This window comes from Gilvimarinus chinensis DSM 19667, from assembly GCF_000377745.1.
Lineage (GTDB): Bacteria > Pseudomonadota > Gammaproteobacteria > Pseudomonadales > Cellvibrionaceae > Gilvimarinus > Gilvimarinus chinensis.
Window position 1 is genome coordinate 866,186 of sequence record NZ_KB898706.1, and the last position, 13,440, is coordinate 879,625.

General features: G+C 52.7%; 7 protein-coding genes and 1 tRNA gene. 3 read left to right on the forward strand and 5 right to left on the reverse strand.

The window, feature by feature from the left end:
- Positions 1–31: 31 nt before the first annotated feature.
- Positions 32–3,175, reverse strand: coding sequence for a TonB-dependent receptor (locus D568_RS0104065; RefSeq protein ID WP_020208299.1), 3,144 nt, complete (start codon positions 3,173–3,175; stop codon positions 32–34).
- A 303-nt stretch (positions 3,176–3,478) separates the two neighbouring features.
- Between D568_RS0104065 and D568_RS0104070 the strand changes: the two genes are divergently transcribed.
- Positions 3,479–4,696 (forward strand): endonuclease/exonuclease/phosphatase family protein, encoded by a 1,218-nt coding sequence (locus D568_RS0104070; RefSeq protein WP_245551592.1) that lies wholly within the window; start codon positions 3,479–3,481, stop codon positions 4,694–4,696.
- Positions 4,697–4,762: 66 nt separating this feature from the next.
- On the opposite strand, the gene D568_RS22000 is transcribed toward D568_RS0104070, so the two are convergent.
- Complete coding sequence (locus D568_RS22000; protein ID WP_020208301.1) at positions 4,763–9,031, reverse strand: pectate lyase family protein; 4,269 nt, start codon at positions 9,029–9,031, stop codon at positions 4,763–4,765.
- 786 nt (positions 9,032–9,817) lie between these two features.
- On the opposite strand from D568_RS22000, the gene D568_RS0104080 reads away from it, so the two are divergent.
- A tRNA-Pro gene (locus D568_RS0104080) sits at positions 9,818–9,894 on the forward strand.
- A gap of 27 nt (positions 9,895–9,921) precedes the next feature.
- The gene (locus tag D568_RS0104085) at positions 9,922–11,334 is read left to right on the forward strand and encodes a tetratricopeptide repeat protein (RefSeq protein WP_020208302.1); all 1,413 of its coding nucleotides are present in this window, start codon (positions 9,922–9,924) and stop codon (positions 11,332–11,334) included.
- A gap of 49 nt (positions 11,335–11,383) precedes the next feature.
- Here the strand turns inward: D568_RS0104085 and panB are convergent, their stop codons facing one another.
- Genes panB through folK form a run of 3 tightly spaced genes read right to left on the reverse strand, consistent with a single transcriptional unit; the run spans position 11,384 to position 13,439 of the window.
- Positions 11,384–12,208 (reverse strand): 3-methyl-2-oxobutanoate hydroxymethyltransferase, encoded by an 825-nt coding sequence (gene panB / locus D568_RS0104090; protein WP_020208303.1) that lies wholly within the window; start codon positions 12,206–12,208, stop codon positions 11,384–11,386.
- A gap of 18 nt (positions 12,209–12,226) precedes the next feature.
- The gene (locus D568_RS0104095) at positions 12,227–12,910 is read right to left on the reverse strand and encodes a deoxynucleoside kinase (RefSeq protein ID WP_020208304.1); all 684 of its coding nucleotides are present in this window, start codon (positions 12,908–12,910) and stop codon (positions 12,227–12,229) included.
- Positions 12,911–12,944: 34 nt separating this feature from the next.
- Positions 12,945–13,439: a 2-amino-4-hydroxy-6-hydroxymethyldihydropteridine diphosphokinase gene (folK, locus tag D568_RS0104100; protein WP_020208305.1), complete on the reverse strand. Its 495-nt coding sequence runs from the start codon at positions 13,437–13,439 to the stop codon at positions 12,945–12,947.
- Position 13,440: the final 1 nt, after the last annotated feature.

Below are 13,440 nucleotides of genomic sequence, written 5' to 3' on the forward strand. Positions count from 1 at the left end.
ACGCCTGAAGAATCAATCATTGGGTGATTGATTAGAACTCGTAACGCAAGCCGACACGTACTTGCCACAGTGAAGGGCTGCCTACGCGCGTTTGGCCTGTTGGGTCTTGGAACTCGTTAAATACGTAGCGACCCTGGTCATCCACGCTCATGTTCACGGCAGGTTGTGAACGCGGGAAGCTGGTTTCGTACTGCACACCCCAGTCGTCGTTCAACATGTTGCCGATGTTCTCAAACACCATGTACAGCGAGGATTTGTGGCCATCCATAATACCCGGCAGTTGTTGTTCGATTTTCAGGTCGAACTTCACCCACCAGTCGCTGTTGAGTTCGTTGCGCTCCATAATCTCGCCGCGGTCTAAGCCTTCGGCATCCACCCAGTTGTAAAATCCTTCAACGTCAAAGCCTTCGCCATAAATAACATTGGGGTCTTCTACACCTGTAGGTACGTAAAGAAGGTGGCGCGACACCCAGCTGGTAGAATCCCCAAAGGCTGAACCACTGGCAAAGGTGTAGCTGTAGGGGCGGCCTTCATTGGCACTGCCAAACAGGGTAAAGCGAGTGTTGTAGTCACCGAAAAAGGCGTGCTCGTAGGCCAGCTTTAAGGTGAAACGGTGCGGGATATTATAGTTTGACGTATAGGCGCCGGGGTTTTCTGGGTCGGCGGTAGCCAAGTTTGTGTAGTTAGAGTAGGCGACCGAGCTGGTCATTGGGTTAATGTCTTCAGCGTCAGAATACGCGTAACCGAATGCCGTTTCTAAGCCAAAATCCCAGTACTTGCTTACGCCCATAGACAGAGTCAGAGAGTCGTATGAGTCTTTCGCGTTGGTCAGCATAAAGTCTTGGCTGCGACCATCAATGCTGCCATAGATGGGACGGCCATCAACGGCAGTGCCGGTTTGCACACGAGAGATGTCGGAGATAATGGCTGCATCTTGAAACTGGCTGTAAAGCACATCTGCCGACAGTACCAAGTCATTGGTAAACGAATAACTGGTACCCAGTGCATACTTCCAAGAAGAAGGAATTTCGAAGTCTGGATCCATCAGGTTAACGCCGCCATTGCGTCCCTGATTGTTCGCTACCGCATTATACAAATCTTGCGGAATGTCGTAGATGGGACGGCCTTCGCCGTTAAAGTCCATATCAAACACCGAGGTGCCGCTGGTGTCTTGAACTTCAATTTGCGTTACACCGTCGTTTGAGTAGTTGTTTGAAATCCAGACGTTAGGGTTACCGCCGGAGTAAAGGCCTACACCACCGTGAATTTCGAAGGCGTCGGTCAAATTCCAGTTAAAACCTAAACGCGGCTGAATTAAATCTACACCATCCAGGTTTTGGCGGTTATCAATATTGTAACTGGCCAGAATGTCGTAGTTTTGCGCGGGCTCGTCATCACTTTCGTACCAGTCGTAGCGTAAGCCGGCCACAATTTGCAAGTCACCGCCTTGAAGGAAAATCTCATCCTGTACGTACAACGTATTTATGGCGTATTCGAAAGACGCGGCGGCGTCGGCTTTAACGTTGGTGCCAGCGGCGTTTTCGTAAATGATGGTGTTCGGTGTACCAGCGGCAAAGTCTTCAATAGAGCTGAAGCGGTATTCCCCTTCGGACTCTTGAATAAACATATTGAATACATCAAAACTTTCACGCTCGTAACCAAACGTCAGTGTTTGATGATCTAGACGGTAGGTACCCGCAAACTTCAGGTTCAGGCTTTCGTAAGTCAGCTTGTTGGCGTGACGTGAATCGTCCGAGCCGAGGTATACGGTGGCGCTGGATGGGCTGCCGTCATTATCGTGATCATTTTGTGTTCTGATTTGAACTTCACCAAAATCAGTGCCGCCCAGGGACAGTTGGCGATTGTCCAACTCTTGATAGCCGATTTTTACTTCGGTAGAGAAGTTGTCGCTCCAGTCAGAGAACAACTGAGCCACATAAGCGTTTAACTCAGCGCCGCGCTCGTAGTAGTGATTGGAGAATTCCAATTCGTTTGAGTCGCCGTCTGATTGGGCAATGGAGAATCCATCGTTGTAATTGTAGGTGAAAGACGCGCGTTGATTGTGGGTAATGTTCCAGTCCACTTTAACCAACAGCTTTTCATCTTCAACCGGCAGACTTGAAGGCAGGCTGCCCGGATCATAGTCATAGACTTCGCGAGCAATACGATCAATCTCCGCCATTTGAGCGGCTGAAACACCTTGTACCGGAGTGGCAACGTTGGCATCGGCAGTGCCGCGATCAAAGGTTTCTACACCGTCGAGCTTTTCGTAGGCGGTAAAGAAGTAGAGTTTATCTTTTAAAATTGGCCCACTGAAAGTGAAACCGTAACGTTGCTCGTCGTAGGGTGCGATATCAATGCTATCGCCTTCCAGCGAGTCACCCTTCATCGAGTCATCGGTGTAGTCGTAGAAGAACGAGCCGTGGAATTCGTTGTCACCGGATTTGGTAACGGCGTTGATGTTACAGGCACTGAAGCCGCCGTACTGTACATCAAAGGGCGCCAGCTCTACGGCTACCTGTTCAATGGCATCGTAAGAAAATGGCATGCGCTCGGTGGGGTAGCCATTACTGTTTAAGCCGAAGTTGTCATTCAGACGGACGCCGTCAACGGTCAAGCTGTTAAAGCGCGGGTTGGCGCCAGCACATTGAATAGAGTCGTTGAAGCTTTCGTCGATGTAAATACGGGGATCGATGCGTACCACGTCTTTCAGGTCGCGGTTAATGGCCGGTGCGGTTTCCAGGTCATGCAGACTGAATTCGGCGTTTGGGCCAACAACGGCGTAGTTTTGCGCCTGTAAATTCCCCATTACCAGAATTTCTTCGGTTTGTATTTGACCGACAATGACTTCCAGCTGGTAGGCGTCGCCTAGTGTTAGATACAGGTCTTGAACCGTGCGGTTACCGTCTTCAGAGGTTACTTCCACGGTGTAGGGGCCGCCCACACGCAGGCCGCGGGCCGCAAATCGACCAGAGTCGCCAGCCATTACTTCGCTGCGACTGTTGGAGGGTTCGTGAATAATAACAATGTTGGCGTCATCAATTGGCGCGCCGCTGGCGTCGAGAACGACACCTTGAATGGCGGAACTGGTTTGCTGAGCAACGGCAGGCAATGAGCCCCCCAGTGCGGCTGCGACAGCTAAAGTTAACGTGTGCTTAGTAAAATTGTTTTTCATGGCATAGTTTCCCGTTTGGTTTCTCCATGGTCTTTGGCTAAACGACAAACAGAAAATTAAGTGCACAGTTAAGCCCATCGTCTTGACGATGTCTTTGGCGTCTGTGTCTGGAATTCTTTGGAATTATTATTTGAGGTGTTTGTCGTTAGGCCCGAGGACACTAACGCAAATATGCGAAAGTTAAGTGACCGAATCGTGACGACTTGCTGACACTAATGTGACAGGAGTATCTTTGCGCCAGATTCATTCCTTCGTCATTTTTCCTCACTACTCTAGGGGGCTTGAATGTTTGAGGGGGTAGGTATGTCTAAATTGGCTTTAGTAGGGCTCTACAGTGCGCTTTGCTTATTGGTATCGTGCCAGTCGGCATCTGTGATGGAGAATAAAACAATGGTGAACGATGGTAGTCACACAGAGTCCGACGCGGTGAGGGTGGCCACTTTTAATGTCAGTATGGACGCCAGCAACTATTTGCCGCGCGGTACAGCGCCCGATGCCCACTCGGCAAAGCGGTTGCGTGAAGAGCTTGAACGAGGTGATAACCCTCAAATAAAGGCAGTGGCTTCGATTATTCAGTCGGTGCGGCCGGATATTATTTTGCTCAACGAGTTTGACTACACTGATGACTACGAGCAGGCGGTAGCGTTATTTCAAGAGCATTATTTAACCAAACCGCAGCAGGGGAAAGAAGCGGTTCATTACCCCTTTGTGTATTCAGCCCCGGTGAATACCGGTGTTCTTTTTCCTTACGATTTGAATGGCGACGGGACAATTTCTGCGCCGGTTGATACTTACGGTTTTGGTTATTACCCCGGTCAATACGGCATGGTATTGCTGAGCCGATACCCCATTGATAAACCGTCGGTTCGCACCTTCCAGACGTTTAAATGGCGACACATGCCAGGCGCTTTGCAACCTTTAAACCCAAATGGATCCACCTACTACTCGCAGCGCGCCTGGAATGAGCTGCGCTTATCGTCAAAAAGCCATTGGGATGTGCCGGTGCAGATAAACGGCGACACCTTGCATCTATTGGCGAGCCACCCAACGCCTCCGGTATTCGATGGCGAAGAAGATCGTAACGGCAAGCGCAACCACGACGAGGTGCGTGTATGGGTGGATTATATTTCCGGTGATGCCAATTACTTGTACGACGACAACGGTGCATACGGCGGCTTAAGCGAAGGCGAAAAATTCGTAATTGTGGGCGATTTGAACAGTTCGACCGTCGAAGGCGACGGGCATAAGGGTGCCATTTCAGCGTTGCTGGAAAGCGACCGTGTAACGGACCCTAAACCTGCCAGCCACGGCGGGGCAGAGGCCCGAGCGAATAATCCTCACAGTCGTTATCACACGGCGGGGTGGGGCATGCGCGCAGATTACGTGCTGCCGTCGAGTAACCTTCGTGTGCTGAATGCCGGCGTGTACTGGCCCGCGCAAAACGAACCGGATGCAAGTTTGGTGGTGAATCGAGCGGCCAGCTCCGATCACCGCTTGGTATGGGTGGATATAGAGCTTTAGTGGCTCGATATAAAAAAGCCGGCCCAAATGGGCCGGCTAAGTAGGTCGAGGAACAATGATGCTAGGTTACTGGCAGGCGACCTTACCCAAGCCCAGCACGTACAGAGGGTCGTAACCGAGCGGCGAGTTAAACGGCGCGCGGCCATCTTTACCCGCGGTAGCGGTTACATAGTCGGCCAGCTCTTGGCCGGAGCCCAAGTAGTTAGCGCTGATGGTATCGCGCGATGCTTGCGAATAGTTCTGCGCAAGGTCGGGCACGCTACCGGAAGAGTCTGTGATCAGGAACTCCAGTGATGGGTCCAGGTTACAGCTCGCATCCGAGAACCATACGCGGGTGTTTTCGCTGCGGAAGTTACCGCCGTCTACATCGCGGGCCAGTTCTTCAACGCGTTCTTCCAGAGCGCGGTACACATCGTCTTTTTCCTGGTGAATGCGGTTCATTAACACCATGTTGTCCTCCCACAGAACGGTGGCGCCGACACGTACACTTAAAATGTCTTTGCGGTAGTTCATAAAGAAGTTTTCAAACATGTGCGAGGTACCGCGACGGATCAGCGGAATGCGGCGCAAGGTGTTACCCAGATCGTCGTAGTGATCATCAGTGGTGATAAACGCGTTATGGTGCATGGTGGTGGTGATTTGTGCGTTAATTTCGCGGCTGTCACTGGAGCCATGCAGCGCGGCGCGCTTGACGTTGATCAGCTTGTTGAACGAGATGGTGATGTCATAGGCACCCACTTTCACATCAAACGCAGCGTCACCGGTGGTGTCGAAGGTGTTTTTGTGAATCCAGATGTCGTGCGATGCACCCGTGTTGCGGATCATATCGGGGTCCAGACCATGGTCTTCAGTGTGGCCCGCACCGCGGAAGTCCAGATGAGTCAGAATCACGCTCTCGGCGGTTTGCACCGGCTGACCCGAGCTGTCGCTACCAATGGCAAAACCGTTGAAACGGAAGTAGCCATTGCTCATGCGTCCATCCAGTGTTTTGTGCGAACCAATTTTGGTGTTGCGAATCGGCAAGTCTTTGTCGTTCAAGCGGTCGTTGTAAAACTCAACGGCGCAATTAGAGTCAGAAATGCCTTTGTCGTCACACCATTGGCGGTAATCAATACACTGCGCTTCGTTGCCACCAATGGCACTGAGCACATCCGCGTTTGAACAGTGATTGCGGTGCATAGAGATTTCGGTTTCGTTGGCGAAGTCGTACTTATCGAACACAATCCAGTTGTGGTCGTCGCCGGTTACTGCGTCCAAAATCTGCTGCTCAACACTGCGACCTTGCGAGTCGTTTTTGGTAATTACAGTCAGTTGGCTATTGCCGTTAGGATCGTAACCGCCCAGTGCATTTTCACCGTAGCCCACTGCGCGACCCAGCGAGTTTGACAAACACTCGACAATCTCTTGATCACTTTGCAGCGAGGTAGAGCGCCAGTTCACGTTGGGGTCGGTAGCAATGGCAACACAGTCATCGGACAGGTTAGAGTCCGCTGGTGGTACCTGTGAAGCGTTAGACGAAGACGAGCTGGATACCACAGAGCTACTTGAGCTTTGCACGCTCGATGAGCTTGATTGTGCAGAGCTGCTGGAGCCGTCGTAATTGCCGCTGGCGTTGTACACTTCAATTTCGGCAATTTGCGGCGCGCTGCTGGCGCTGTGAATTTCCAAGCTCACTTTGCTGGCAGAAACATCACCAAAACCGGTAATGACTGCCTCGCTGCCTAAACTGCCGCCGGTAGCCAGAACGTCACCATTGTCGTGGTTCACCAGCGACCAGCTAGTGGTAGCATTGTTTAGCTCGCGCACGATCACCGTGTTAAAGCTGCCCGATAGCCCTTTGACCGAAATGGTTTCATTGCTTGACGAGCCTGGCTGCCAGTAAGAGCTGTTATCGCCGTCGACAACATTGCCATAGCTGGTGCCGCCGCCTTTGCTGCTGCCGTCGGCGCCCGAGGCTTTGTTGTCGCCCAGTTGTACGGGTTCGCTGGAGGCGCTGGACTGAGCCGAGCTGGACGCTTCCGAGGAGCTGGCAACGCTGCTTGAGCTAGTGCTTGCGCCGTTGCAGTCGCCCGCTTGAGGAGAGCTACCGGTAATGCTCAGACTATCGACGTTGGCAAGGCCAGAACCACCGGCTGCTTGCAAACGCAACTCGTTGTAACCCGCGTTCAGGTAAACAGAAACCGTACCGGTGCCAGTAAAGTCATTCCAGGCGCTGGTGGGGTTCATGTCAACATAGGCTTGATTACTGCCATTGACCAACACGTTACCGGGGCGGTTATCGCTGCCGTTGGCGTAGCGCCAGTTGAGCTGGTAAGTGCCGGTAGTGGGGACTTCAACAGACCAGTTAATGTCTGCACCCTGAACGTTGTCGGTGTTAGCAAAACCGCTGCCAGCAAAGCCTGCGTGATTGCTGTCAATGGTGCCTTCAACATTACAGAAGCCGGCCGACTCTTCGATGGTCAGTGTTGAGGTGGCGGTACTGATGGTGGCGTCGTCGCCGTTGGAGTTAGTCACTACATTGTTTTGATCGGTAACCTTGATCCAGTAGTAGTAAGTGCCGTCGGCAAGGCCAGCATCGGTGTAGGTATTACCCACAACGCTGGTGGCAATACGCAATCGGCCAGAGGGATCAGGGTCGGTGTCGCGATACACTTCCTGGTTGCGAACATCAATGTTTTCAGTGTTCCACGACAATTGCGCGGAATCGCCCGAGCTTGTCACATTCAAGTTCACTTCACCCGCCGCCGCAGAGGACGATGATGAAGACGACGGTTGCGACGAGCTGGAGCTGCTGGCAACCGTGCCGTTGTACACCTCAAACTCACTGATTTGTGGCGCGCTGCTGGCGCTGTCGATCAGCAGGTTTACTTTAGTGGCGATGGTGTCGGCAAAGGTAATGACCGCTTCGTTGCCTAAACCGTTACCGGATGCCAGGACCGCGCCTGTGTCGTCGTTCACCAGACGCCAGGCGTTGGTCGCATTGTTCAGCTCACGGATAACAACGGTGTTAAAGCTGGTTGCCGTACCCCATTTAACGGAAATGCGTTCATCGGAGGTGCCATTTGGCTGCCAGTAGCTGGAGGTGTCGCCATCGCGCACGTTGCCGTAGCTGCCACTTCCTTTGCTTGAGCCATCAGAGCCTGCGCCAATGGACAGGTTGACGCCCGGATCGCCACCGCCGCCGTTTGAGCTGCTTTGCTCGGACGAGCTAGAACTGCTGGAGCTGGGAACGCTAGAGGCGCTGGAGCTGCTGCTGGTAATTTCGCAACTGCCATTGGACACCGCAAGACCGGTATTGGCACCCGCAGTGGCTTGAATGATTTGCGGTACACAGCTGGCGTCATCCAGGCTGTAGCTATAGGGAATGCTGATGCTGGTTGTCGACGTAGGGTTGGGGCCGGCGGGATGGTTGTCGTCGCCGTCGGCGCTCCAGGTTACGTTGTCCCAAATATTGCCGTTGACTTCCCAGTAGCCCATATCGTTGGTGTAGAAAGTGCCCAGGGGGTCTTTAGAGTCTTGCACGTAGTTGTGTTCGACTTTAATGCGCCCGCCAATTCGCGGGTTCATGCCGGATTTAGCCAGCCCTTTGTAATAGTTGTTGTACGAGTGTGCCGTGGCGCCGCGCAGCAGTGGCGTACGTGAATCGATATTTTCGTACAGGTTGTGGTGGAAAGTGACCGGACCATTGTTGGTGTCGCCGTCGCTTGAGCCCACCAGGCCGCCGCGGCCCGAGTTGCGCAAAATGCTGTACGAGAGCGTCACATATTTGGTGTCGGCTTTCATATCAAACAGGGCGTCGTAACCGGCGCTTTCACCGCCCTGGGCTTCGAGCGTCAGGTGGTCGGCCCAAACGTTGTACACGTCGCTTTCCATACCGATTGCATCGCCGCCGTTAGAGGTGGGCGAGCCGGACTTTTTCACATTGCGCACGTGCAGGTTCTGCAAAATGATGTTGGAGGCGCTGCGCAGGTGAATCCCCAGCTCATCGAACAGAGCGCCGGAGCCCACACCGATGATCGAGATATTACTGACTTCTTTGATCTCGATTTTATCGTCGGCGGTGTTACAGCTGTCGCCAGACACTTTGCTGGTGTTACCGTGGTTAATAGTACCTTCTACATGAATAATAATAGGGGTATCGCTTGAGGCGCGGTTACACAGAGCCGCATGAATTTCGGTACCTGTTGAGGCATAGACGACATCGCCGCCTGCACCGCCTGTGGTACCGCCGTTTTGCGTGGCAAAACCGTCTACGGCCAGTGCGGGAGCACTGGTTGCCGCGACTGCCAACGCCAGAGCACTGGGTTTGAGCATGTTACGCATAGAGACTTTCATTGGACATTACCGTTTTATGAGTTATATGGGTTGATGTCGCAATCGGCTACCAGCTGGTAAGGGCATACCGACCAATCGCATCTATCACTTTTTGTCTGCGGAGAGAGTTAAAGCCCATCCGGCATGCATTACGTTTTTTAATCCGCTGTAACGCAGCCAAGAACACCTGACTTTAACCTGTGCGTACTGCGCACATTTGAGGTACTGCTAACTTATTCACCAGGCCAATTATTATTGGTAAAGCCTGATTGGTAAGGCAATTTAGTCTTTCTTTTGTTTTTTGTAAAGCCAAATGATGTTTTTTGAGAGGTTTTCGCTGTTTTTGGTTATGTTTGGCGTGATTGTCGTTATTGTGTCGTTGAGGCTAACTTTTTATTTTTGGTTGGCATTATTTTTGGTAAGGCAGTTTTGTGTGGCTTTGGTGTTTTTTTGTGCTGATTTTTTCTTATTGGGTAGACCAAAAAGGGAGTGTTTGGCACCGATATATCAATTAGGCATTCGTCGGTACTGCGCTATCTCTAATTGGTTTAAGTGAGGCCATCGCTGCGCTGGAAGTTTGGCGTACTTGAGCGATACTTAATTTACTGGAGCGCGATTGTCCCGATTCGCTCTCCGGTCGGCCTCTGGGCCGATAGGATCTTTCCTTTTAGTTACTCCTAGAATGGTCTTTTTTCCCGACGCTTCCCCCAAGGCGTCGGTTTTTTTGTTTATGGGACGGGCATTTACAACAAAAAAAATGGCGGGTTATAATCGCGCGCCCTGGCGGTGTTTGTGCCATCTAACTGTCGGAGCGTAGCGCAGCCTGGTAGCGCACCTCGTTCGGGACGAGGGGGTCGGAGGTTCGAATCCTCTCGCTCCGACCAACTTTCACTTTTTGCGTGTAACGGATTATGGCGCGACCATCCTGTCATTTTGTTAACGGTGCTAAATCCGCCTGGTTTTGCAGCAGTTGCGACACCCATTACAGCGATGCCTGTATTCCCGATGGCTATAACCCTATGTGGGGCAGGGCGGGGCCGGTGTGTGTGCTATGCCATTCTCCCCTGACGCCCGCTAACGACCCCAGTTTGCAGTTGCCTTTCTGGCAGGTGTTGCCTTATTTACTGATTTACCCGTTACACCCCTATGCCCTGGCCGTGTTAGCTCTAGGGGTTGTTGGTATGTATGTGCTTGGGGGTGGCTTACCGTCGCTGGTGTTTGCGTTTGTTTATGGGGTGGTGTCGGTCAAATATTTGTTCTCGGTGATTACCGAACGAGGCAGGGGGCGGCGCTGGCCACCGGGTCTGCTCATTTTTATTCGCCCGGACCCCTATTGGCTATTTTTGCAGGCGCTGGTGGTGTATGTGATTTTTGCGGCGGCGATCGTGGGAGCTGCGATGCTGCACCCATACGCTGCCGTTGGAGTGGCGATATTTATCGCGGCGGCCTATCCCGCCAGTACCATTGTGCTGGCCAGTGAGAAAAATCTGTTGCAGGCCATTAACCCTATAACGATCTTAGGCGTAATGGCGGCTATGGGAGTGGGGCCTTATGTGGCGCTGTGGGTGTTAACGGCGCTGATCAGTTTGGGGCCGTCACTGGTCGGGTATTTTCTGTATCCGCACATTCCGGCGCCCTGGCTTTTACCGGCGGCGGTTGGAGTGGGGTGCTATTTTGCCATCGTCATTCATGCGCTGATGGGCTATGCCTTGTTCCAGTATGGTGATGAGTTAGGCGCGCCGCTGGCCGATGAAGAGCCCCACCTGGAAGAGGACGCGTTTGTTCGAGCCCGAGGCCTTGGTGCGATAACAGTGTTGGAAAAATCCGGTGATTATGCTCGGGCGCGTCAGGCGCTGCGAGAATTGCTGGATATCTATCGGGATGACGTAACCCTGCACCGTCGGTATCAAGATATTTTACTGCACACAGACGATACCGATGCTCTGGCTAAGCACACGGATTATCTGGCCAATTTATTACTTGAGGCAGGTAACAAAAAAGAAGCCGTAGACCTGGTGGAGCAAACACTGGCCAAGCATCCGCAGTATCGTGTTGCCCATTTACCTACGGCCAGTGCGTTAGCGAAAGCACAGGAAAAAGCGGGTCGCTTTCGCTCGATGGTAACGGTAATGGCCAACTTACATCAGCGGGTAGAGCCGGATGAGGCGGTGGCAGAAATTTATACTCGCTTGGCCAAAGCCTTGGCGGGCCCGTTAGGCAAACCCGCCAAAGCGCGCGCTCTTGCCGCTTATACGTTAAAGGTTTACCCCAAAACGCCCGCCGCCCGACAGCTGCTTAAGCTTGCGAAAGCGCCGGATTCGTAGCGCGCTTTTTAGGGCACCCGCTGTAGGCCAGCACTGCAGGCAACTGGCTTTAAGTGAATTGATGCTCGCTGCTGGGAAACTGGCCGCTTTTTACATCGTCGCGGTATTTTTGCAGCGCACCCGCGATATTGCCCGTCTCTTCTAGAAAGTTTTTTGAGAATTTAGGCGGTTGTGGTGTAAGGCCCAGAATGTCATTAATGACCAGTACCTGAGCGTCCGTCTCGTTACCAGCGCCAATGCCCACCACGGGTATGGTGGACGCTTTGGTGATTTCAGTGCCTAACCAGGCGGGTACGCATTCCACCAGCAATAAGTCGGCACCGGCTTCGCAAAACAGCTTTGTGTCTTCCACCAGAGTATCGGCACGCTCCTGCTCACGCCCTTGAACTCTAAAACCGCCGAATTTGTGTACCGACTGAGGTGTGAGCCCAATATGGGCGCAGACCGGTATGCCGCGTTCGGTGAGCATGCGCACGGTTTCGACGAGCCAGGCACTGCCTTCAAGTTTTACCATGTGGGCGCCCGCTTGCATGATGCGGGTGGCATTAACCAGAGCCTGCTCAGGCGTTGCGTAGGTCATAAAGGGTAAGTCGCTGATGATGAGCGATTTGTCATTGCCACGGGCCACGGCCTCGACGTGGTAAATCATCTGTTCCATGGTCACGGGGATCACGCTGTCGTAGCCAAGAACGGTCATACCCAGCGAGTCGCCAATCAATACGGCCTCTACCGAGCACTTTTGCGCCATGGCGGCCATGGGGGCGTCGTACAGCGAAACCATGGCAAATTTCTCGTTGCCGCGCATTTTTTTCAGGGTGTGGACGGTGACTTTCTTTTCCAGTCCGCCGGTGTTGTCGGCTTGTACATAGGGCATGATTTGACTCCGCTGCGTTTACAGCACGGGTGTGGGGTTGTAATAGTGGCGGCCGCTCTTGATGGTGACAATGTATTCCACCAGCTGTTTAAAGTGCTCGCGATTGTCGGCCAGATTTAAATCTTGCGCATTCACAATCAGCAAAGGTGCGGCATCGTAGTAATGAAAGAACTCGGTATAGGCCTCGTTAAGCACCTGCAGGTACTCGTCGCTGATGGACTGTTCGTAGCCAACACCGCGCTGCTTTACCCGCGCTTGGAGCACATCCTGAGGGGCCTGTAAGTAAATAACAAGATCTGGCCTTGGGGCGTCCAGGGTGAGTTTTTCATACACCTGTTGGTAAATCGCCAGTTCGTCATCATCCAGTGTGACTTGGGCGAACAGCTGATCTTTCTCAATCATAAAGTCGGCAACGCGGGCCTGGCGAAAGAGGTCATCCTGACGCAGTTGCTGAATTTGACCGGCGCGCTGAAACAAGAAAAACAGTTGGGTTTGCAAGGCTACGGACTTTGGGTTTTGATAAAAGCGCTCTAAAAAGGGGTTTTCCTGAGGCTGTTCGAGCAGTAAGTCGTAATTAAACAGGCTTGCCAGATTACGGCTTAGGGTTGTTTTACCGACGCCAATGGGGCCCTCTACAGCGATATAGCGGGGGATATCAACGCTGCTGAGATCCAGCGGTAATTTTTCGAACAGTTCAGCCACGCTGTCGCTCCTTTAAACTCCGGGGCTTATTCTATTAGTGATGAGGGATAACCGCCAAGCCATTGCGCTCGCAATTCGCGGCCAGTTCGTTAAGGTTTTGACCTCCAGGCAGGGTTAACCCAGGGGCTATATCTGCCAGTGGTACCAGAACAAAAGCCCGCTCACACATAAACGGATGGGGGACTGTCAGTCGCTCGCTGTGAATCTGTTGCTCGCCATAAAGAAGAATATCTAAATCGAGAGTGCGCGGCCCCCAGTGGCGTTCCCTGACCCTTCGATGCTTCTGTTCCAGTGCTTGCAAGGCGTCTAACAGTTCTAGTGGGGGGAGTTCGGTTTGCAGGCAGGCGACGGCGTTCACAAAGTCATCTTGGTCCTGCGGGCCTACAGGTTTGGATCTGTAGAGCGCGGAGACATTGATCAGCTGGGAGTGCGGCAACTGGTCCAGCTCGATAATGGTTTGACGAATATGCTGCTGGGGATTGTCCAGATTGCTGCCCAAACCCAAATAGCAAAACGCGCTTTTGTTCACG